This window comes from Candidatus Limimorpha sp., from assembly GCF_056203535.1.
Map to the genome: position 1 here is coordinate 48,357 of NZ_JBADWU010000058.1, position 24,141 is coordinate 72,497.

The 24,141-nt window shown below is 45.3% G+C and carries 15 protein-coding genes; 9 read left to right on the forward strand and 6 right to left on the reverse strand.

Going from position 1 to position 24,141, the window contains the following annotated elements:
- Nucleotides 1-100: 100 nt before the first annotated feature.
- The 3 genes from AC06MN_RS07025 to AC06MN_RS07035 all read right to left on the reverse strand — a co-directional run bounded on the left by AC06MN_RS07025 (nt 101) and on the right by AC06MN_RS07035 (nt 5,343).
- The gene (locus AC06MN_RS07025; RefSeq protein WP_475671645.1) at nt 101-1,126 is read right to left on the reverse strand and encodes an endonuclease/exonuclease/phosphatase family protein; all 1,026 of its coding nucleotides are present in this window, start codon (nt 1,124-1,126) and stop codon (nt 101-103) included.
- A 17-nt stretch (nt 1,127-1,143) separates the two neighbouring features.
- Nucleotides 1,144-1,530, reverse strand: a complete 387-nt coding sequence (locus AC06MN_RS07030; RefSeq protein ID WP_475671646.1) for an acyl-CoA thioesterase — start codon at nt 1,528-1,530, stop codon at nt 1,144-1,146.
- Between the two features lie 354 nt (nt 1,531-1,884).
- Nucleotides 1,885-5,343, reverse strand: coding sequence for a tetratricopeptide repeat protein (locus AC06MN_RS07035; protein ID WP_475671647.1), 3,459 nt, complete (start codon nt 5,341-5,343; stop codon nt 1,885-1,887).
- Nucleotides 5,344-5,583: 240 nt separating this feature from the next.
- Here AC06MN_RS07035 and AC06MN_RS07040 point away from each other — a divergent pair, with 240 nt between their 5' ends.
- From AC06MN_RS07040 to AC06MN_RS07070, 7 genes are all read left to right on the forward strand, one after another.
- A complete protein-coding gene (locus tag AC06MN_RS07040) occupies nt 5,584-6,894 on the forward strand; it encodes a T9SS type A sorting domain-containing protein (RefSeq protein WP_475671648.1) in 1,311 nt (436 codons plus the stop codon).
- A 12-nt stretch (nt 6,895-6,906) separates the two neighbouring features.
- A complete protein-coding gene (locus tag AC06MN_RS07045; RefSeq protein ID WP_475671649.1) occupies nt 6,907-7,581 on the forward strand; it encodes a hypothetical protein in 675 nt (224 codons plus the stop codon).
- 164 nt (nt 7,582-7,745) lie between these two features.
- Entirely contained in the window at nt 7,746-9,848 is a 2,103-nt protein-coding gene (ligA, locus tag AC06MN_RS07050) for an NAD-dependent DNA ligase LigA (protein WP_475671650.1), read from the forward strand.
- A 10-nt stretch (nt 9,849-9,858) separates the two neighbouring features.
- Entirely contained in the window at nt 9,859-10,404 is a 546-nt protein-coding gene (locus tag AC06MN_RS07055) for a pseudouridine synthase (protein WP_475671651.1), read from the forward strand.
- Between the two features lie 226 nt (nt 10,405-10,630).
- Nucleotides 10,631-11,908, forward strand: a complete 1,278-nt coding sequence (gene serS / locus AC06MN_RS07060; protein ID WP_475671652.1) for a serine--tRNA ligase — start codon at nt 10,631-10,633, stop codon at nt 11,906-11,908.
- Nucleotides 11,909-12,120: 212 nt separating this feature from the next.
- Nucleotides 12,121-13,062 (forward strand): glycosyltransferase family 2 protein, encoded by a 942-nt coding sequence (locus AC06MN_RS07065; RefSeq protein WP_475671653.1) that lies wholly within the window; start codon nt 12,121-12,123, stop codon nt 13,060-13,062.
- A gap of 125 nt (nt 13,063-13,187) precedes the next feature.
- Nucleotides 13,188-14,219, forward strand: a complete 1,032-nt coding sequence (locus AC06MN_RS07070) for a threonine aldolase family protein (RefSeq protein WP_475671654.1) — start codon at nt 13,188-13,190, stop codon at nt 14,217-14,219.
- Here the strand turns inward: AC06MN_RS07070 and AC06MN_RS07075 are convergent.
- Nucleotides 14,216-15,553, reverse strand: a complete 1,338-nt coding sequence (locus AC06MN_RS07075) for an ATP-binding protein (protein WP_475671655.1) — start codon at nt 15,551-15,553, stop codon at nt 14,216-14,218. The two genes, AC06MN_RS07070 and AC06MN_RS07075, sit on opposite strands and share 4 nt — an antisense overlap.
- Nucleotides 15,554-15,812: 259 nt before the next feature.
- On the opposite strand from AC06MN_RS07075, the gene AC06MN_RS07080 reads away from it, so the two are divergent.
- Nucleotides 15,813-17,870 (forward strand): dipeptidyl-peptidase 3 family protein, encoded by a 2,058-nt coding sequence (locus tag AC06MN_RS07080; RefSeq protein WP_475671656.1) that lies wholly within the window; start codon nt 15,813-15,815, stop codon nt 17,868-17,870.
- Between the two features lie 52 nt (nt 17,871-17,922).
- On the opposite strand, the gene AC06MN_RS07085 is transcribed toward AC06MN_RS07080, so the two are convergent.
- Nucleotides 17,923-19,212 carry a lipopolysaccharide biosynthesis protein gene (locus tag AC06MN_RS07085; protein WP_475671657.1) on the reverse strand — a complete coding sequence of 430 codons (1,290 nt, stop codon included), beginning with the start codon at nt 19,210-19,212 and terminating at the stop codon, nt 17,923-17,925.
- A 141-nt stretch (nt 19,213-19,353) separates the two neighbouring features.
- On the opposite strand from AC06MN_RS07085, the gene AC06MN_RS07090 reads away from it, so the two are divergent.
- Nucleotides 19,354-21,312, forward strand: a complete 1,959-nt coding sequence (locus AC06MN_RS07090; protein ID WP_475671658.1) for a glycosyltransferase family 2 protein — start codon at nt 19,354-19,356, stop codon at nt 21,310-21,312.
- Between the two features lie 214 nt (nt 21,313-21,526).
- Here the strand turns inward: AC06MN_RS07090 and AC06MN_RS07095 are convergent, their stop codons facing one another.
- On the reverse strand, nt 21,527-24,073 hold the full coding sequence (locus AC06MN_RS07095; RefSeq protein ID WP_475671659.1) for an Ig-like domain-containing protein: 2,547 nt from the start codon (nt 24,071-24,073) through the stop codon (nt 21,527-21,529).
- Nucleotides 24,074-24,141: the final 68 nt, after the last annotated feature.

Sequence of the window (24,141 nt, forward strand, 5' to 3'; positions counted from 1 at the left end):
TATATGATAATTATGGATTCTGCAATAAACCGACAACTGATTACTGAAAACCGATTACTGAAAACTGATTACTGAAAACTGAAAACCGACAACCGATAAATCACCGAACCAAATCAATATAGACCGGCAAATGGTCGCTGAAACCGCCGAAATAGCGAGGACCGATGTAGGTGCGGATGAGTTTCTTTCCGTGATAAATCGGGTCGTCCTCAAGCATGAAATCCGTCCAGAAGATTCGGGCGCTATTTTCCTTATAATGAAGGCCTTCCCTATCGTTCAGCACTTGCGGGGTCACGATAATCTGGTCGAAAATCTGCCAGTCGTTCTGATGCTTCAAGGTGCCTTCAAAGCCAAAGTTTTTGTCGCCCGCCATCAGATTTATCAGGTTGCCATCCTCGTATTCAGAGAGTTGCCTTGCTTTCAAAACATCATAAATGCTTGGGTCGGTCGGGCAATCGTTCAAGTCGCCCATCATGATGATTTTCGGAGAATAACCTTTTGGCGCAACGGCATTAATTGAATCGGCTTGCCTACGCAAAATGGCCGCCGAACAAGCCCTTGAGCCAACAGTTTCCAACTCACCGCTGTAACGACTTGGCCAGTGATTGACAAAAATATGAAGCGTATCATCCTTATTATCAATGAATTTCGCATACAAAATATCGCGTGAATGATAGGCTGTGTCTTCAGGATTATAATAAGGAATGGTCTTGCTGTCGACCAAAGTAAACCAATCCTTTGAATAGATGATGGCCGGATCGATGCCGCGTTTGTCGGGGCCTTCGTAATGGACGAAACGGTAATTGTGGTTTTTGAGTGGAGTTTGGTTGAATAAGCTGTTCAACACATACTCGTTTTCCACCTCGCAAACGCCGAAAATGCCAATCGGCTTGTTTTCAGAAAGGGCAAGAATGGCCTTGTACATGTTGTTGCGTTTCTTGTAGAAGCGCGATTTGGTCCAATGCTGTGAGCCTTCGGCGGTAAACTCGTTGTAAGTCAGCGTGCTGTCAACAAACGGATCGAAGAAATTCTCCATGTTCCAAAAAGCGACACGGACGCTTTCCTTCTGCTGCGAGAAACAATTCAGGCAGAAAAACAGCACTATGATCAATAATAACCGTTTCATTACAAAGCATTTACAAATTACCGGAACAACTTTTTCAAATCCTCTGAAATAGGCTTCGACACGTTTTTCTCGCGGTCGATGCAAACCAAAACGCTGCCGCAAACCGACATTACTTCGCCCGTCACGGTGTTTCGCAAACATTGTTTCAGTTTCACGCTACTACGCCCGATTTCAGCTACTTCCGTCTCACATACAATCTTGTCGTGAATGTGAATCGGCTGCTTGAAATCAATATCGACGTGAACCAGAACCATGTCGAAAGTCAGCCAGTCGATTTCCTTCTGCATGGCGTTTTCGAGAAACTGAGTGCGGCCATAATCGTAAAGGTTCAGCTGATAACCGTTATTAACGTGATTGAACGGATCCAAGTCGCTCATTCTGATTTGTATCGGACAAGTAAACATGATTTTCCTTTTTTAACGTGCAAATGTAGGATTTTTTTGCTTCATAAACACATTAAACAAAGGCAACAAATACAATTTGTCCTTTTAATAACCATTCATAATTAAACTGCAAAAGTATCTTCTCATTTCGACAGGCTCAATGAGCTGCAAATCAGGTAACTGAGCTTCGCTCCATGAGCTTGTCGAAGGGCGAAGCACCGAACTAATATGTAAATTAATTTTGCTCACCTACTTAGTATACTATTGGAAGACAATTATCGTCAATTAAACGTCAATTATATTCCAGATTGTGAAACTGCATTACCCTGAAAACATTGACTTGTGATAGTACACCTTACTCAGTAAAGCCAAGCCTCAATCTTTATGATTTTGAACCCATTCCAACACAGCCGCCCTTTGCTTTTCGTCCAACAGCGGCAAAAGCCATGACCAAAATGTTTCTGGTTCTTTTCCTGATCCACAATAAGCTGTTTTCAAGTTACCATAAATTGCTGAAGTTTTAGGATGCTTCATTTCGAGTTTGTCAAGATACACTTTGAATGCCTTCAGGCAATATTCCAATGCCTTGTCGTAATTGCCTTGGTCTTGATACACGCCCGCGATGTTGTTGTAGGTCGTGGCGGTGTAAGGGTGTTCCTTGCCAAGGACTATTTCACTGATTTCAAGATCCTTACGGTAGAATTCCAATGCCTCGTCGTAATTGCCTTGGTCTTGATACACGCCCGCGATGTTGTTGTATGTCGCGGCGGTGTAAGGGTGTTCCAAGCCAAGGACTTTTTCAACGATTTCGAGAGCCTTGCGGTAGAATTCCAACGCCTCGCCGTAATTGCCTTGGGCTTCATACACGCCCGCGATGTTGTTGTAAGTCGTGGCGGTGTCAGGGTGTTCCTTGCCAAGGACTTTTTCAACGATTTCGAGGTCCTTGCGGTAGAATTCCAATGCCTCGTCGTAATTGCCTTGGACATAATACACGCCCGCGATGTTGTTGTATGTCGCGGTGGTGTAAGGGTGTTCCAAGCCAAGGACTTTTTCAACGATTTCGAGAGCCTTGCGGTAGAATTCCAACGCCTCGCCGTAATTGCCTTGGGCTTCATACACGACCGCGATGTTGTTGTAGGTCGTGGCGGTGTCAGGGTGTTCCAAGCCAAGGACTTTTTCACGGATTTCAAGATCCTTACGGTAGAATTCCAATGCCTCGCCGTAATTGCCTTGGGCATAATACACGAGCGCGATGTTGTTGTAAGTCGTGGCGGTGTAAGGGTGTTCCAAGCCAAGGACTTTTTCAACGATTTTGAGAGCCTTACGGTAGAATTCCAACGCCTCGCCGTAATTGCCTTGGGCATAATACACGCCCGCGATGTTGTTGTAAGTCGTGGCGGTGTCGGGGTGTTCTAAGCCAAGGACTTTTTCACGGATTTCGAGAGCCTTGCGGTAGAATTCCAATGCCTCGCCGTAATTGCCTTGGGCTTCATACACGACCGCGATGTTGTTGTAGGTCGTGGCGGTGTCAGGGTGTTCAAGGACTTTTTCACGGATTTCGAGAGCCTTGCGGTAGAATTCCAATGCCTCGCCGTAATTGCCTTGGGCATTATACACGAGCGCGATGTTGTTGTATGTCGCGGCGGTGTAAGGGTGTTCCAAGCCAAGGACTTTTTCACTGATTTCGAGATCCTTGCGGTAGAATTCCAATGCCTCGCCGTAATTGCCTTGGGCTTCATACACGAGCGCGATGTTGTTGTAGGTCGTGGCGGTGTAAGGGTGTTCCAAGCCAAGGACTTTTTCAACGATTTCGAGAGCCTTGCGGTAGAATTCCAACGCCTCGCCGTAATTGCCTTGGGCTTGATACACGCCCGCGATGTTGTTGTATGTCGCGGCGGTGTCAGGGTGTTCCAAGCCAAGGACTTTTTCACGGATTACAAGTGCCTTACGTAAGAATTCCAATGCCTCGCCGTAATTGCCTTGGGCTTTATACACGAGCGCGATGTTGTTGTAGGTCGTGGCGGTGTAAGGGTGTTCCAAGCCAAGGACTTTTTCAACGATTTCGAGAGCCTTGCGGTAGAATTCCAATGCCTCACCGTAATTGCCTTGGGCATCATACACGACCGCGATGTTGTTGTAAATCGTGGCGGTGGAAGGGTGTCCCTCGCCTAAGATTTCCTCTTTGATTTTCAAAGACTTTTCATAATACACCAAGGCTTTATCAAAGTCGGCCAATTGTTTAAGGCCATCACCAATATTGTGATAAATATAGGCAAACAGATCGGATTCTTCCGTTTTCACTGCCTCCAAAACAGCTTCGGCAATTGCAATCTTGCGCTGCGTTGAGGTATAAATTTCAGCTTTGTCAAAATAGCCGTTTTTATAATCACTGATGGAATCCAAAAAATGCGTTGCCGTGCCCTGCGGAGCTTTGCCATCAACATAATCCAAACGTATGATTTCCTTTACCATCGGGTGCATGGCATAGCTTTCGTCCTTGTACGACAGCCAACCGTCCCTGGTCAACTCCCAAAGGTTATCGCCATCGTAACCCAACCAACTTTCCATTTCCTCCAGGCTGTAGGAATCGGTTGGCAACACGGCAATGTCGTTCAAGGCTTTTATTTCGTCCTCAGTGCGTTGCTGCATATCGAAAAGCTCTTTCAAATGCTGGGCAATGGTGAGGCTTTCGCCACGGGCATGGTCTGCCTCAATTTCACGCTTACTGAAGCCAACGCCTTTTTCCACCAATTTAGAATAATACTTTCCCAAATCCTTTTGCCTTGCGGCTTTGGCTATCAGTTCAACGGAAAAAGTATGGCAACTCACCAAATTCACCAAGTTAATCACCGTTTCCTTTTTCTCGCGTTTTTCATCTTCACCGTAGTAAAGGTAAAACAGGTCGATGCAAGCCGCCTCATCCAAATCATTCACTGCAATGCGTCTGAATGCCTTCCCGATTTCATCTAATCTCGAAGTCAGTATAAGTGTCGTTTCCTGCCAACCTGTCAGTTCTCCCAGCAACTGGTCTTTTCTCGGATTCTGGTTCCGAGCACTATCCACATTGTCAATGATAAAAAGCTTGCTTTTGCCATCGTTCCTAAGATTCATAATGGTCCTTATGCGTTCCTCATCATCCTTGCAGAATTTCAAAGCATCCATTTGAATTTTGGCCAAGAGGCTTTTGCGCAAATCGCCTTGGTAATCAATCCAAGCCACCTCATCGTAACGTTCATGGATTTTGCGGAAAACCAGCTGCGCCAACGAAGTCTTCCCAATGCCGCCAAAACCGTTTACCAACAAAAGGCTATTGTGATGTTGCAACTCATCTTCAATTGCTTCGACATCCTTTTCACGATGAATGACCGTCGTTTCATCAGCAAATGGCGGAGTGTTGGTGAGGAAATGTGCTTTTTGCTGTGAGACATACTCATTCAAAAGCTCCAATATTTTATCAAGTTTATAGCCGTTCTCCAAATCCACATTCATTATGGCACGATGCTGTTCGCTGTCCAAATAATGACGGGTAAGATCAGCTTTTCTCAATTCGGATTCAAACAGTTGCAGCAGTTCCTTTGTTGAATCAGGTAATTTTCCCCATTTTTCGGGATGCTCAAAAGCGTCCTGAAGTTGCTTTATCTTTTCCGGTTGCTGTATGCTCGCCAAAGTCCGCTCCTTGTCGTTCTTTGTCCATTGGTCAACAGCATTGTTATATGCCTTTTCCATCTCCCTGTTAAGGTTTTCGGGGAAAAGAGCCTTAAATGCGGCTTTTGCGCCATCGGAAAGCAGATTGGCAATCAAACCAGGAACAATATTTTGTAGTAATGAATTCATATAAAAACGATTGAAATAATGTGACAAATGTAAAATTTTTGCAAAGATAATGTTTTTACCGAAATATCGTTCTCTTTTGTCATTGAAGCTTTGTACCTAAAACTCGTATAGCAAAATAATTCATCCAAATCAAAACAGCTTCTGATTATCTACTTACTTTTGTTCACCAAATCAAAAAGAATATGTTGCAGCAACGCAAGGATTTTTTACCTTTGCCGTCAAATTCAAACATTTAATCACATGCAAAAATCAAGTAAAAAGTTTTTCCTTATCACCCTACTCTGTTTCGCCAGCGCAAACCTTTTCGCGCAATACGGCACACAATTCGACAACAGAGGTTTTGAAAACTGGACCACACGCGACATCGAATCATGCGATGAGCCTGTACATTGGCACGCCGGAGGCACCGCAACCGGTTCGTTTTCAGGATTTCTATCCAGCCAAATCGAACAATCGTCACAAACCCGTCCCGGCTCCAATGGCAGCAAGAGCGTCAGAATCTATCCCACAAAAGTATTAGGCATCACGGCCAACGGCAACATGACCAACGGACGCATGAATGCCGGCAGCATGTCGGCAACAGGAACAGACAACTACCATTATTCCCAATGTTCGAATCCTACATTCAACACTGAAATTTCCGTCATTCCCGACTCAGTGGCCGTTTGGGTTTGTTTCCGCAGCGAAAGCAGCACCCAAAACGCCAGCATCCACGCCGCAATTCACGGCGAATATGATTACGTATTTTACGCCAATGGCAGTGAAGGACCATTGTACGAACTTGTTGCAACAGCAGAGGACCGCTTCACCAGAACCACTACGGAACAAGGCGACATGGTTTGGAAGCGCATCTCCATACCTTTTGCAAATGACGGTTATGGCACCGAAATAAAGCACATTCTTTTTACCATCACGACAAACGAATTGGCAGGACAAGGCAGCGACAAAGATGATATGTTCATCGATGATATTCTATTGATATACAATCCATCGCTACGATTAGAACAGCTCAACAAAACCAATTTCGTGCAACTCGACGACATAACAATCCGTTTTTCCCTCAGCGGAACCATGTCGGCAGATAACCTGAACGCCGAAGCCAACAAAGTCATCGCCCAGCTCTCCGATGCCAACGGCAGCTTCGCCAATCCAATTGAATTGGGTCGCGTGACCACCAATGAAAGCGGCACCATCACGGCACAGATTCCTCAAGTTGAAGACGGGCATTACAAAGTACGCGTCATCTCCACCAATTACCCAATGGTAGGGGAAAACATCACCGACATTAACATCCAAACCTATTTTTCTGCCACAGAAAACACATCAGACTGCGAAATATACCCCAATCCGACCAGTTCAAGCATTCACATTTCCGCTAAAAATCCGATTAATGAAATCAAGTTCCTCGACATGAATGGCAAAGTGCTTGTGGAAAAAGCAATGGCTACAAAAGAAGCCGAAATCGACATGACGGCTTTCGAATCGGGCATTTATTTCATTGAAATCACATCTGAAAACAAGAAAAGTGTACAACGCATCGTTAAAGAGTAAAACGAGACGAAAATGCTTCACGAACTAAAGACATTCAAAAAAGAGCATCCTTTTACCGCGCTGATGCTCATCGCGATAGCGGTCAGAATCATTGCAGTGGCTTTCGTTCCTGGCTTCGGTTCGCATCAGGAATTGCAGCATCCGAGCCTCATTCACGACTTTTTGGAATGGCTCAAAAACGCCATCGGACTGAGCGGTTCGCCGAAAGTGCAATTTGTCAGCCGCACCTTCTACGCACTGATTTCATTATTCACGGTATCAATGATTTACCGCATTTGCGATTTAATAGGAGACAAAAACAACGCGTGGCTTATCGCCCTCATCCCGTCCATTTGTTGCATTATGCCATCGTTTGGCATTATTGAGAACATCAGTGCGTTTTTAGGTTTGCCGCTCGTGCTTTACGGCAGCAACATAGTTCTCCGACAGGAAGTGCTGCGCAAGGCAAACATGCACGAAAACGTTCACCGCACATCGTTTTATGTCGCGGGCATCATGTTTGGATTGGGCATTGCCGTTTGGTACGAAAGCACCTTGATTGCCCTCAGCGTGCTGCTGATTCTCGCCTTGAAACGCAATCGGAAAGGCGTTCAATTCACCTTTATTGGACTGATTATCACGTTGGTAATCATTTATGCCTTACTTCTTATTTTACATGTTAATCCTTGGGGATATGTGATGATTTGAGCCATTAGCAATTTCAATATTACGATAAAACTGAGATGAGACTCCCGCGCAGGCGTGAGTGACATTCTTCCAAAAGGCCGTCAAAAAAACTCCAATAGTCCAACTGTCCACAAGTCTAACAGTCCATTAGTCCAAAAGTCTAATTGTCCAAAATTCACATTCTCATGAACTCCGAAGAAGCCCGTCAACGTATCGCCGAATTGTGCGAAGAACTTGAAAGACACAACTATAACTATTATATCCTCGCCAACCCGACCATCAGCGATTACGAGTTCGATATGAAACTCGAAGAGTTGAGTCGTTTGGAAAAGGAGTTCCCCCAATTTTTGCTGTCCACCTCTCCTACACAGCGTGTCGGCGGCGGCGTGACGAAGGAATTCAAAAGCGTCGAGCACCGCTATCCGATGCTTTCGTTGGCCAATTCCTACAGCAAGGAAGACATTCAAGAATTTATCACGCGCATCAAAAAGACTATCAATGAAGAAGTTGAGTTTTGTTGCGAATTGAAATTCGACGGTCTTTCCATCAGTCTGCAATACGAAGACGGCGTTTTGGTGCGTGCCGTGACTCGCGGCGACGGCACACGCGGCGACGATGTAACGACCAACGTAAAGACCATCCGCACCATTCCGCTGAAACTGCAAGGCGATTTTCCACCGTTTTTCGAGATGCGTGGCGAAATCGTGATGCCTTTGGATAGCTTCAACCGCCTCAACGAAGAACGTGCCGACGAAGGCTCGCAACTCTTTGCCAATCCGCGCAATGCAGCCGCCGGAACATTGAAACTGCAAGACTCGCGCGAAGTGGCGCACCGGCGTTTGGACAGTTACGAATACTACATGATGATGGACGACTTAGAGACCCGTTTTTCAACGCATTACGAGTCGCTGATGGCCTCGCGCAAATGGGGTTTCAACGTTTCCAATTTCATCTGCCTTTGCAAAAATGTTGATGAGATTTTCGACTTCATCAACTATTGGGATGAAAAACGCCACGAACTACCTTTCGCCATCGATGGCATCGTGCTGAAAGTGAACAGTTTTGCCCAGCAGCAAATGCTTGGCTTCACGGCGAAATCACCGAAATGGGCCATAGCCTACAAATTCAAGGCCGAAGAAGTGGAAACGGAACTTTTAAGCGTTGATTTTCAGGTCGGTCGACATGGGACAATTACCCCTGTAGCGAACCTTGCTCCCGTTCAGTTAGCAGGCACGACCGTAAAACGCGCCACCTTGAACAACGAAGATTTCATCCGTCAATTCGATTTGCATTATGGCGACACCGTGAGTGTAGTGAAAGGTGGCGAAATCATTCCGAAAATCATCGGCGTCAACCTGAACTGCCGCAAAGAAGGCGTAGAGCCAGTGAAATTTGTCACGCATTGCCCGATTTGCGGAGCAGAATTGGTGCAAAACGAAGGAGAAGTGGCTTGGTATTGCCCGAATACTTTGGGCTGTTCACCACAAATCAGAGGGCGCGTCGAGCATTTCATCGGGCGCAAAGCCATGAACATTGAGAGCCTCGGCGAAGGGAAAGTCGAATTGCTTTACGAGGAAGGTCTCATCAAGGATGTTGCCGATTTATACGATTTGACATACGACAAACTATTTGGTTTAGAGAAAGTTATCACCATTCAAGATGAATATAGTCTGCTGCCCGTCGCGACACGCAAAGTCAGTTTCAAGGAAAAGACGGCTCTCAACATACTGGATGCTTTGGAGAAATCGAAATCCGTTCCATTCGAGCGTGTGCTTTTTGCCTTGGGCATCAAATTCGTCGGCGAAACGGTTGCCAAGACGCTTGCCTTTGCCCTGCACGACATCGACCATATCATCAATGCAAGCGTTGAAGAAATGACGAAAATTGATGAAATCGGTGAAAAAATCGCCCTTTCGGTCAGGAATTTCTTTGATGACGAACGCAACATCGAAATTGTCAACCGACTGAAAACCGCCGGTTTGCGATTTGTTGTAGAAGAAAAGCAAGCCTCTGACAAAGAGCAAGTTCTGGCTGGCAAATCGTTTGTAGTGAGTGGCGTTTTCGAGCATTATTCACGCGACGGCATCAAGGAAACCATTGAGGCATACGGCGGCAAAAACGTCAGTTCCATCTCCTCCAAAACCGATTTTGTGCTGGCTGGCGACAAAATGGGACCCGAAAAACGCAAGAAAGCCGAAATTCTCAACATTCCAATCATCACCGAAGCGGATTTTGAAAAAATGATTGGCGTGGAAAGGCAGGAAGAATTTACCGGACTGCTGTTTTAATCATTTGGTTATGAACATTTTATTCAATAAGCCGTATGGCGTTTTAAGCCAATTCACACCCGAAGCCGGACATCAGGCGCTGAACGAATTTGACCTACCACCAGGCGTTTATGCCGCAGGCCGCCTCGACCACGACAGCGAAGGTGCCTTATTGCTTTCCGACAACGGCAAACTCATCAAAAGACTCTTAGACCCGAAATTTGAGCATCCACGCACCTATCTGGCACAAGTCGATGGACAGATTACCCCCGAAGCCGTGCGCCAATTGGCAAAAGGTGTCAACATAAAAGGCTATCAAACAAAACCTTGCAAGGCTGAAATCGTTTCGGAGCCTGAAAATCTATGGGAACGCATCCCTCCTATCCGTTACCGCGCCAACATCCCGACAAGTTGGGTTCGCCTCACCCTCATCGAAGGCAAAAACCGCCAAGTGCGCCACATGACGGCAGCCGTTGGATTCCCCACTTTACGCCTCATTCGTGTACAGATTGGCAACATTGATTTAGGCGAATTGCAACCCGGCGAATGGCGCGTAGTGAATGAACGGGTGATTTGAATTTCAGGTAGTCCTATTACACTATTACAATTGGAAATCGATTGGAATAGAATATTTCATGGACGATATTCTTGAAGTCAAAGCCAAATAGCAGGTTGATGTTACACTGGGGCGTTTTCCTGATTTCGCCTATTTTTCGTCAATGGCGAATGAAAAAGATGAAATGTGAGGGCGTTTTGGCAAAAAAATCTTACTTTTGCAATTTAATCTATAAATTCATGCAATCATGATTGACATTAAGTTTTTAGTCAAGAATCCTGACATCGTCAGAGAAAACATCAAGAAAAAATTCCAAGACAGCAAGTTGCCTTTGGTTGACCAGGCAATTGCTTTATATCAGCAATATTGTGATTGTCAGCAGCGTGCTGACGATCTGCGCTCGCAGCGCAACTCCATTTCAAAGGAAATAGGAATCCTCTTTAAAAACAAGGAGGTTGAAAAGGCCAACGAATTAAAGAAAGTCGTTGAAGCCAACGCTCAGGAACTGGAAAATCTCGCCAAGCAGCAGACTTCCCTCATGGACGAATTGACCAAGGTGATGTATGCCATCCCGAACATCATCGCTCCATCGGTGCCAATTGGTCCTGATGACACGCATAATGTTGAGATTGAGAAGTTTGGAGACCCAGTCGTTCCTGATTTCGAAGTACCTTATCATGCCGACATCATGGCTAAGTTCAATGGCCTTGATTTGGATGCCGCTCACCGTGTGGCTGGTAATGGCTTCTATTATCTGATGGGCGACATTGCTCGTCTTCATTCAGCCGTCATTACCTACGCCCGCGACTTCATGATTGAAAGAGGTTTCACCTATTGCATTCCTCCTTTCATGGTCAGAAGCGAAATCGTTTCAGGCGTGATGAGTTTCGCCGAAATGGATGCCATGATGTATAAGATTGAAGGCGAAGACCTTTATCTGATTGGCACCAGCGAACACTCCATGATTGGCAAGTTCATCGACCAGATGATTCCTGAAGACAAGCTCCCGTTGACCATGACGAGTTATTCACCTTGCTTCAGAAAGGAAAAGGGTGCTCATGGCATTGAGGAACGCGGCGTTTACCGTATCCACCAGTTCGAAAAGCAGGAAATGGTCGTCATCTGCAAGGAAGAGGAATCGGAAATGTGGTACGAAAAGATGTGGCGCAATACCGTTGAATTGTTCCGCTCTATGGATATTCCGGTTCGTACTTTAGAATGCTGCTCTGGCGATTTGGCCGACTTAAAGGTCAAGTCGTTGGATGTTGAGGCTTGGTCGCCGCGCCAGAAGAAGTATTTCGAAGTGGGCAGTTGTTCCTATCTCGGTGATGCTCAGGCCCGTCGTCTGAAGATTAGGATTAAGAGTAAAAACGGAAACTATTTCGCACACACCTTGAACAATACCGTTGTGGCTCCTCCGCGCATGTTGATTGCCTTCTTGGAGAATAATCTCCGCGCTGACGGTTCAGTTGCTATCCCTGAAGCCTTGAGACCTTATATGGGAGGAAAGACGGAAATCAGATGAATGGTAATGGGGTGAAGGGGTATTGGTTTTCAGTTATCAGTTATCGGTTATCAGTTTATAGTTTTCGATAGTTCAAAATTGTTCAAATCTTTAAATCCTTAAATCTTAAATCTTTAAATCTCTCCCCATAGTCTAATAGTCCCAAAGTCCAATTGTCAAACAGTCTAAAAGTCAAACAGTCTAATTGTCCACAAGTCCAAAAAATCAGAAAAATGGATCTTTCAATAGTCATACCTTTATTAAATGAAGCGGAGTCGCTGCCTGAGTTGGAGGCATGGATTCGTCGTGTCGTGGAAAAGGAAGGTTATTCCTACGAAATAGTTTTCGTTGATGATGGTTCAACCGACAATTCATGGCACATCATTCAGGAACTTTCGAAGCAGAATCCGAATGTGAAGGCAATCCGATTCCGCAAGAATTACGGCAAGTCGCCGGCTTTGAACGAAGGTTTCAAACTCGTCCAAGGCGATGTGGTCATCACGATGGATGCCGATTTGCAGGATAGCCCTGACGAAATCCCTGAACTCTACAAGATGATTAAAAAAGACGGTTATGATTTGGTATCAGGCTGGAAGAAAGTCCGTTACGATTCCAAGTTGATGAAAAACATCCCTTCCAAGCTGTTCAATTGGACGACAAGGAAAATGTCGGGAATCAAATTGCATGATTTCAATTGCGGCTTGAAGGCCTATCGTTTGGATTTGGTGAAAAGCCTTCAGATTTATGGCGAGATGCACCGTTACATTCCTGTCATCGCCAAGATGAATGGCTTCGGCAATATTGGGGAGAAGGTCGTGCATCATCAAAAGCGCAAATATGGCACAAGCAAGTTCGGCATGAGCCGTTTCGTGCGTGGCTATCTGGATTTGTTGACCATCAATTTCATCTCCAAGTTCAGCAACCGCCCAATGCATTTTTTCGGGCTTTGGGGCTCGTTGACTTTCCTCATCGGTTTTGTCATCGCCCTGTATCTGGCTTGTTCGCGCATTTTCGCCCACGTCTATCACATGACCGACCGACCGTTGTTCTATTTTTGCCTCTTGGCTATGGTGATTGGCGTTCAGCTGTTCTCCACAGGTTTTCTGGCAGAAATGATTACCTCGACGCAACGCGAAAAACGTGTGTATTCCATTTCGGAACGTATCAATGAATAAAATGTAGAGGCGCGATTTTGAGTTGGGTTAATGGTGACGAGTGAAAACTGATAACCGAAAATTAAGAATGAATCAACACCAATACGAATAGCAAGTTATAAGGTTGGAATCTAATAATTTACACTATGAAAAGAGGTTTTGGAAGTGACAACCATTCAGGCATTTGCCCAGAGGTCTTGGAAGCCATCGCCCGCGTCAACCAAGAACATGCCTTGGCTTACGGTGATGACGAATATTGCGCTGCTGCCGAGAAGCGTTTCAAACAATATTTCGGCGAACAGGCCAATGTCTATTTCGCATTTAACGGGACTGGGTGCAACACGCTTTGCATCGATGCAATGACGCGCTCGCACCATGCCGTGGTGTGTGCCGAGACTGCTCATATCAATGTTGATGAATGTGGCGCGCCTTCGCGAATCGTGGGCTGCCGTCTGCTGACGGTGCCGACACCAGATGGCAAACTGACGCCTGAGTTGGTGAAAACCCAATTGCACGGCTTTGGCTTTGAGCATCATAGCCAGCCGAAAGTGATTTCTATCACGCAACCTACCGAATTGGGCACGCTTTACACGATAGATGAAATCAAGGCCTTGGTTGCTTTGGCGCATGAATACGGCATGTATGTCCATGTTGACGGAGCCCGTTTGGGCAATGCTGCCGTTGCCTTGAACTGCACTTTCCGTGAAATGACGACCGATCTTGGCGTTGATGCCGTTTCGTTTGGCGGCACTAAAAACGGCCTGATGATGGGGGAGGCGGTCGTGTTGCTCAACCCTGAACTTGCCGATGGTTTCAAATACCGCCGCAAGCAAGCCATGCAGCTGTGCTCGAAGATGCGTTTCATCGCTGCACAGTTCGATGCGTATTTTGAAAACGACTTATGGCGCCGCAATGCCGAACATTCCAACCGGATGGCGCAGCTTTTATATAATAGTGTGAAAGACATTCCGGGCGTCAAGGTGATGTATCCCGTTCAGGCCAATGGCGTGTTTGCACAATTGCCGCGCAAGGTATGGAAGGAATTGCAGAACCATTATTTCTTCTACGATTGGGACGAAGATGCCGATGTGGTGCGTTGGATGTGTGCTTTCGACACGACCGAACAGGATATTTTGGATTTCGTTACAGTGCTCAAACAACTGATGGCGGAGAACTAAAGCAAACCAGTCATGTAGACGGGCACCATCAAGGTTGTGTCGTCTTGGCGGAAGTCTTTCGTGTAGATGAGGTAGCGTGTCGAAATGTGTTTTGAGAATCGCTCGCAGAACTTGTCTAAAGACTTGTGTGTGTTGTAACCTGCTGATTTTACCTCAATTGGACAAATCTTGTTGGAACGCGACAGGATGAAATCGACCTCATAGCGATGGTTCTGTTCATCGCAGAAAGTGTGATAGCAAAGCCGATTGCCGGCAGCAACCAGCATTTGGGCAACCACGTTTTCGTAAACATAACCTAAGTTTGCATCGAGTTTGTCGCTGATTAGCTTCTGGTAAATGACGTTATCAGTGAATTGCTTGTCCCAAAATGCCAAGGTGACAAACAGACCTGTGTCGCACAAATAAAGTTTGTAAGTGCTTCTGTCATATGACAATTCAAATCCAACTTGCGGGTCATCAAGGTGATAGGCAGGATTGACCGTCATGCTGTCTTGCATAATGTACACCAAATCCAAGGCTTTTGCCTGTTTCACGTTCTCAATCACCGTGCTCATCTGAAAACGTGATGCGTTTTTGTGCAGTTCGGAAGGAATGGAAAGGAAGACGGATTTTGCCTTATCGGTCTTGTCGATTTTATGGAAATCGTTGGCATACAGACGGATAATTCCTCTTTTCACTTTGTCCACTCTGCCTAAATCATGCGTTTCAAGATATTCGTTTACGGCTTGTGGCATTCCGCCAATGAGCATGTAAAGGCGGAAATCGAACATGAGTTTTCGGTTGATGCCATCGGTCAACGATATTCTTTTGCTGAAAGTCTCTCTCAGTATGTCAAGAGTTTCATGGTCACCTAAGGCCCAGCGAAATTCTTCATAATCAAGCGGATAAAGACTAATCGCTTCTTCCTCGCTAGGTATGATGATGCTTTCGACGTTTTGCTGGATGCTAATCAAGGAGCCTGTTTCGATATAGTCGTAGCGTCCATCGGCGACAAGATGCTTGATGGCTTCCCTTGCTTTCGGCACTTTTTGGACTTCGTCGAAAACGATGACTGATTCACGCTTATATAACGTCACTTGGCATGCCAGTTTCAGTTTCATAAAGAACATGTCCATATTCGAGTAATCATCGAACAGTTTGACGACTTCCGGGTTCGGATTCGAAAAGTCGATGACAAGATGCGACTTGTATTCGTTTTGGGCGAATTGCCGTGCCAATGTTGACTTGCCGACGCGCCTTGCGCCTTCAATCAGTAAGGCGGTCTTTCCTTGCTCTTCCTTCTTCCATTGAAGCATTCTGTCGTACAGTTTGCGCTTGAAAATATGTTCTGACATGGCTTGATTTTTTATAACGATGCAAATATAGATAAAAATTATTGATTGACAATGTTTTTTGAAAAAAAAATACCGCTGATAGCAAATTTCAAATTGCTAAAAATGCCGATGAGAGCAAATTTCAAATTGCCAAAAATGCCGCTGAGAGCAAATTTCAGTTGAGGAAAAATTTACTTGATATTTCATTGATACGTGTTTTTTCCCTAAGTTTGCGGTGCCGTTTTTAAGCAAACAAATTCTATAACATAAACCTAATCAAATGAAAAAGCTAATGATTTGTATCGGATTGGCTGGGACGCTTGCCGCTTGCGCGCCTCAGCAGACTGCCGACGAAGCTCAGGCTCAGCCGCAGGAACAGGAATTCAAGTTCCTCGTCGATGAGTTCGCCGACTTGAAAGTCATGCGTTATCAGATTCCTGAATGGGATCAGCTGACGCTGCAACAGAAGGCTTACGTCTATTATTTGGGCGAAGCCGCCAAATGTGGCCGCGACATCCTCGCCGACCAGAATTTCAAGTACAACCTGACGGTGCGCAAGACCATCGAGGCTGTCATCGAATCCTATCAAGGCGACCGTGAATGTGCTGATTTCCAGAATTTCATGGTCTATGCAAAGCGCGTTTTCTTCAGCAACGGCATCCATCACCATTATGCTGAAGACAAGTTCTTCCCTGAAGTCTCCGAGGCTTATTTCGCTGACTTGGTGAGAGGTTGCGATGCTACCTTGCTGCCTTTGAACGAAGGTGAAAGCATTGATGATTTCATCACTTTTCTGACCCCTGTCGTCTTCGACCGCGAACTTTACAAGATTCGTCGCAGCAGCGAAGAAGACATCATCGCCAATTCAGCTGTCAACTTCTACGATGGCGACATCACCAAGGCCGAAGTGGAAGATTTCTACGGCAAGATGCGCAAGCCTAACGATGAAACGCCGATTTCCTACGGCTTGAATTCCAAACTCGTCAAGAAAGACGGTCAAATCTATGAAGATGTCTACAAGGCCGACGGTTTGTATGGCGATGCCATCAATGCCATCATTGACTGGCTGCAAAAGGCTAACGAAGTCGCCGAAAACGACATTCAGCGCGATTACACGCAGAAACTGATTGACTATTACACGACTGGCGACCTGAAGACTTGGGACGAATACAACATTGCCTGGGTCCAGGATTCACTTTCGACCATCGATTTTGTCAATGGTTTCATCGAAGACTACGGCGACCCGATGGGCATGAAGGCTACTTGGGAAGCCATTGTCGATTACAAGGATGTGGAAGCTACGGCCATCTCCAATATTATCAGCGAAAACGCACAGTGGTTCGAAGACAATTCGCCTGTCGATGAACGCTTTAAGAAGAAGGAATGTAAGGGTGTTTCGGCAAAAAGCATCATCGTCACCACATTGGCTGGCGATTGCTTCCCGGCACCTCCGATTGGCATCAACCTGCCTAATGCCGACTGGATCCGCAAGGATTACGGTTCAAAGTCGGTTACAATTTCCAACCTGATGGTGGCTTACGACAAGGCTGCTGACGAAAGTCCACGCAGCGCCTTGGCTGAGTTTGCTTATTCGCAGGATGAAATCGACCTCTGCAAGAAATTCGGTTCGGAATCTGATGTGATTCACACCAACCTCCACGAATGTCTCGGTCATGGTTCAGGTCAACTGCTGCCTGGCGTTCAGCCTGGTGCCTTGAAGGAATTCAGTTCCACTTTGGAAGAAGCCCGCGCCGACTTGTTTGGTCTTTACTATTGCGCTGATCCTAAGATGGTTGAATTGGGCATTTTGTCGGATCCGGAAGCCTACAAAGCTGAATTTGCCGGTTACATCCGCAATGGCTTGATGACACAGTTGGCCCGCGTTGAACTGGGCAAGGATGTCACCGAATCGCACATGCAGAACCGCAAGCTCATTTCCGAATGGTGCTACGAACACGGCATGGAAGCCAAAGTGATTGAAAAGATAGTCGAAAACGGCAAGACTTATTTCGTCATCAACGATTACGAGGCTTTGCGCAACCTGTTTGGCGAATTGCTCGCCGAAGTGCAGCGCATCAAGAGCGAAGGCGACTACGAAGCTGGCAAGGCTTTGGTCGAAAAATATGCCGTCAAGGTTGACCCTGTGCTTCATAAGGAAGTGAAGGAACGCTACGATGCCCTCGGCCTGAGACCTTACGGCGGTTTCATCAATCCAGAAATCGTTCCTGTGGTTGAAAACGGCGAAACCGTTGACTACAAGATTGAATATCCCGATGATTTCGTTGGTCAACACATGAATTACGGAAAGAATTACAGTTTCCTGAAGGCAAGACATTGATTGCTTGCATTTTAGAAAAATCGGCTGTGCGGGTTATCTGTGCAGCCGATTTTTATTTCCCCATCAGTTTCCTCATTTCATCCTTTGCCCAAATCCAATCTTCCTTGTTGGGAATCAAATCAACGAGGTGCGCCGAACTTTGCTTGCGGAAAATGAGCCAATGGTAGGTGAAAGTCGCGGCAAATGTAATGGAAAAGGCTATTGCCGCACCATTGATGCCAAGTGGTTTTACCAAAAGCAAAGTGCTTGGAATGGTGAAGCAAAGTCCTGTGATTGAAGCATATAAATTATATTTCGGCTGTCCTGTTCCTGAAAAATAATGCGTCAGGATGGTATGGGCAGCCAAAAAGATGATTCCAGGTGACAGACAAAGCATAACTTGCTTTATTTCAGCAAATTCACTCGACAAAATCCATTCGTAAAATGTGGTTGGCAACAAGAGAATGATAGCCAAGGCCAAGAATGTGAACAAGACCGCAATCTTGATGAATCGTAAGGTAAGTTGAATGGCTTCTCTGCGCTCCGTCATATTGCTCAAGGCCGAAAACTGCACCAAGGCGAGACTGTTTCCGATAATCTTCACACCTTCAGCGATTTGCGTTCCAGAAGAAAACACACCTACTTTGTCGTCGCCTTGATGTTGCTTGAGCATCGACATACTCAACCTTTTGTTTAATATTGTGACCAAAGCTGAAAGCTGAATGACGACGCCATAGTTAAACATCTCTTTTACAGTGCTTTTGACGGAGTTGAAACCTTCATTTTTCACCATGGGAAGCATGAAGCAGAACCCGACGAGGGCGGCGACAGAATAACCGCATAGCAAGGAATAGATAAATGCGTGAGCATCAGTAAGATGAAAAACAAAAAGCAACAGACACATCACGAAGATTTGAGTCAGGATTTGGATAGAAAACACCCAATTATACAGATTGACTTTTTCTTTGCCCAAAAAGATGTTGAGATTGAAGCCATGAAAACTGTAAACCAAGACCATCAGCAAAATAATCTTGGCGTAGCCATCTGGCACCATAGTACAGAAAGTTTTTGGGAAAAAGGAAAGAAGCCAAAACGTGATGGCATAGAACAAAACCATTATGATAATCCATGAATAGGAAACCAACATCAATGTGGAAAGTTTTTTCCGTGGCGTGAAATAGACCAGACCGCTGCCTGCAATAAGTTCAATGCCAATGAGGAGGAAGGAAACATCGAGGACAACCATATAACCGATGCCCCACTCGGCGGCACCTAAAATCTTGGCACCAAGCATCATATTGGCCAAGCCAATCAGAAGGTTCAGTATTCGTGTTGCACCAGTCCCTAATATCTTCTTGAACATAGAAGTAGCATCCTAAATTTGTTGACAAAAATACAATTCTTTTCTTTTCCTCGCGTTATTTGAAAGTCAAAACGCTGAAAACGGAAGAATTTTGTTTGTCAATTCGGCAAAGTGTCTTATCTTTGACAGATTTTTTTGAGTATGAAGTTATCTATCGTCATCGTAAATTATAACGTAGAGTATTTTTTGGAACAATGCCTTTATTCAGTGCGTCTTGCATTGCAAGGCATTGAAAGTGAGGTTTTTGTCGTCGACAACAATTCTGTTGACGGCTCGTTGAAGATGCTGGCGCAGAAATTTCCCGAAGTGAAGGTTATCGCCAATAAGGAAAATGTTGGTTTCAGTCGCGCTAACAATCAGGCTATCAGGATTTCGACTGGTGAATATGTGTTGCTTTTGAATCCCGATACTGTAGTCGAAAACGACACTTTCAGCAAGTGCCTCGCTTTCATGGATGCACATCCCGATGCGGGCGGTTTAGGCGTGAAGATGGTGGACGGCAAGGGGCAGTTTTTGCCCGAATCGAAACGCGGCCTGCCTACACCTATGACAGCTTTTTATAAGATGTTTGGCCTAACCAAGTTGTTTCCCCATTCCAAACGTTTTGCGCATTATTACATGGGGCATTTGTCGAATGACGAGACGAATGAGGTTGAGATACTTGCGGGTGCTTTCATGCTGATGCGGCGTGAAACTTTGGACAAGGTCGGGCTTTTGGACGAAACTTTTTTCATGTATGGCGAAGACATTGATTTGTCATATCGCATCACTTTGGGCGGTTACAAGAATTACTATTTCCCCGAAACCCGAATCATTCATTATAAAGGCGAAAGCACCAAGAAAACGAGCGTCAACTATGTCTTTGTGTTTTACAAGGCCATGGAGATTTTCGCCAAGAAACACTTTGGACAAAAGCGAGCTTCAACTTTCTCATTTTTAATCAATTTAGCCATTTATTTTAAAGCATTCCTTGCACTGGTTTCTCAATTCTTCCACAAAGCATTCATGCCGGTTATCGATACCATTCTGGGTTATGGAGGCTTGGCTGCCATCAGTTATTTTTGGGGTAGAATGACAGTGTATAGTGGTGCAGGCAATTACCCAACAGTGTTGTTTGCAGCAGTCCTGCCTGTCTACATCTTGATTTGGCTTTTATGTTCCTATTTCTGTGGCGGTTACGACAAGCCCTACGGCTATGGAAAGAGTGTTTTCGGTGTCGCCATAGGCAGTGTTTTGATTTTGGTGCTATACGCCTTGTTGCCTGAAAGTCTGCGTTTTTCGCGTGCCTTGATATTGTTTGGCACTATTTGGCTTGCCTTGGAGATGTGCTTGACACGGTGTGTCGGTTATCTTTCTGGAAATGAAGCCTTTCAACTGAAGAAAAACCAGAAAAAACGGTTTCTGCTCATCGGTAGCGAAGCGGAAGTGCAAAGAGTTGAAAATCTGTTGGATAGCACATCTATTAAGCCTGATTTCGTTGGTCGTGTGTTTTCGGATGCCGAAAGCGATGTGCCAGAAGGTTTCATTGGGAATATAAGTCAAGTACCCGACATCATTACGATTTACAGAATTTCGGAGGTGATTTTCTGCTCAAAAGACGTGCCGCATCAAGTCATCATCGATAAGATGGTGGAGTGGCATGCAACCAATGTGGATTATAAGATTGCACCCGAAGATAGTCTTTCAATCATCGGCAGCAACAGCATCAATACTCGCGGTGATCTTTATACCGTTGATATTAAGGCAATTGACACCAACACCAACCGCCGCAACAAACGCTTGTTTGACGTGTTAGTGAGTTGTTTTAGCATTTTGTTTTGGTTGCCTTTGGCTCTGTTGGTCAAGCATCCTGTGCGTTTCCTGAAAAATGCCGTGTTGGTACTGTTTGGCCGTTGTACATGGGTCGGCTATTGCCCTATTGATGACGATGCGCTGAAACTGCCGAAAATCAGACGCGGCATTTTCAATCCGGCTTCCTATCTTGATCCTGATGTTTTAGAGGACAGTCCTTTTGTCAATCAGCTTAATCTTGTTTATGCCCGCGATTACACGGTTTGGAAGGACGCTGAAATTTTCTTCAAGTCGTTCACAGAGAGATAAGCGAGAATAAAAAAATAACCTGTAACAGAAATAGCTGTTTATTTGCTTCGCTAAACGCAAATTATCGTGAATGGATCATAAATTGACAAAATCATAATTACATGTATATCAGCTAAATTCTCATAAATTTATGAATAATATGTGACGACTTGCGTTGGACAAGAAAATAATTGCTAACATTGAAATGTGTTACAACTTATTTTTTTAGTGTCACTTACCGAATCACTTCCACCTTTCGGACTGCCCTACCCTTTTCCGCGACAACTTCTACATAATACAAGGCTGAAGGTAACATTTCTGTGTTAAGCATAAGTTTATCCGTCGACAAATCCATATATTTTTGGCAAATCTGTCCAAACATATTGCAAACGGAAACCTGACGGATACCTTCCGCTTCAACAACAAGTTGCCCATGTGCCGGATTCGGATAAAGCCTTACAGACATTGTTCCTATTTCATCAACACCATAGAATGAACATACCAGCCAATATTTGCTTTCCACCCCATCAGGAGCACATCTATTGTAGGCCTTGGCTTGCAGCCAAACAGTATCCGTTGTATAGTAATGCACAGAAACGGCACAAGATTTTCCATCGTCTGAAGGAGTCAATTTCCAACCTATTGGACTCTCAAAACTCCACACAATGCTATAGAAATCTTCATTTTCAGTAGCATTCTCAACATAATAGGTATATTCATTGACTTGAAATTCAGATGCCGGGATAACCCAATGCGTGATTCCAGCAGTTGCAGACCTGATTTCAGTCAATTCTGGCGTATATCCAAGTGACAGGTTCAAAATCAATGTACTATCGCAACCCAACACGTTGTGCAGATGAACTTCGTACGTGCCGCTTTCGTAATACGTCGAATCCTGCCATTCATAAAAATCGCACTCATCATCAATATCAAAGACATTTGGCTCCGAATCGGCTCCCGCAATCAGATTCAGATTGAAGGTGACAAAACAATCGCCAACGCTAACATCTTGAGAATAAAACCCTTCTTCGTTCAAATAGCCCAAATCATAGCCATGACTTTGCCAATGATAAGGCAGTTCGCAAGTCGCGTCTTCTTCATCAAACGTTTCACTTTGTACGATGGTCAGGTTCAGCCGCACCAAGCTGTCGCAACCATGAGGGCCTACATAATAATGCGAATAAATGCCCGATTGCGTATAAACCGAGTCGCACCAAGGACTTTGGAACTCATTGCAGCCCAATGTGTCGATGGTGATTTGCGAAGCCTGATAAACCGTCAAATCAAGATAATAAATTCGGTCACACTCATCGCCTTGACCTTCAACAACGACTGTGTCACAGCATGACTGCTCATAATGATAAATCTCGCCTTCAACATCCCAATCGTATGAATAACAGACTTTTGGTGTATCAAAATGTTCAGATGCCGAACCCATGGTAAGATGCAAAGTGACTATGCTGTCGCACCCCAACTGCGTCTGAATGGTATCGAAATAATCGCCGGAACTCTGACATTCCATGCCATGCCAGAAAAACGGCTCGCAAACCGAAGCAACGGTATCGGAAAACACTGTTTCTGCTATCGTAAGATGCAAGATGTAAACGCTATCGCATCCATGCTGCCCGACTCCAGGAACCGTAACCATATAATCATCCGTTTCCGTATAAGTGTTTCCGTGCCAATGGAATTCCCCGCACGACACATGGGTTTCTTCTTTCAACTGCTGTCCGTAAACCGTGACATTCGCCGTCGCCTCCGCCGATTGGCCACTGCAAGTTATCCGGTAACGGAAAGAATCAGTTCCTGAGAAACCATTGTTTGGCGTATAGCGCATGATGTTGCTTGCGTATGTTGCCGAACCATTAGCGGGCTGCTGTATAATGCTGCACGACAAATTGTTACAACTTTGCAAGACATGGTCATTATCGAGAAAATCAATGGTGACGGGTTCTTCGTAACACGTTGAGACATTATCGTTTCCGGCACTCATGGCATCCACGGTAACGGTGCTATGCGCTTCGCTGTCGTAGACCAATTGGCAGAAAGAAATATCATCGAGACCGAAATCGTTTCCACCGCCCGTAGTGTTCTGGTTCAAGATGGTGATGGTGGCCGAAGTCGAATTGCCGCTGTTCCATATCTGATAGAACTGAATCCAGATATTTGTGTTCGTCGGTGCCGAAAACACACGGCCAATCTGCTGCCCATTGATGCCGAACTGCAATTGAGCCTCAGCGCCCGCACAAACCGAGCAGACGTATGTGGAAAAAGCGTAATTCGTGTTTGGTTGCACCGATACGGTTTCCGTCCAGACATTAGTGCCCGGCATTGTCGCGCCATTGATAATCATGAAATTACCCGAACCGCCATGCCCGTGGCCAGTGAAACTTTCATGATGCCAGCTTGCATCGCTGTCAACATAATAGGTTCCCTCGCCATAGAGGTCAGAATTGTATTGATACGATGAAGTGAAGCCCGTGTTGCCTTGCTCGAAATCGCCATTCGTAACGCGCTCTGGGCCAGGCTCAAAGCCCGTGCAGGTATAAGTTGTCGTAACACTGGGCGATGCAACCGTTGTTGGGCCAATTGTCGTACTCAAGCCTGTCGCAGGCGACCATTGGAAAAACGTTGCGCCCGTTGCATTCAAAGTCACCGATTCGCCCGGCTGAATGACAGGATTTACAGGCGTAATGACAACACTACGGTAGCCATTCTCTTGGGCAAAGCCAAATGCCACGGAGAAAAGCAACAAAACGGCTATAAAGATTCTCTTTTCCATGATTTTCAGATTTTTGGGACAAAAATAAGAAAATTGTATTATTCAAGCAAAATGCAACCGAAAAATCG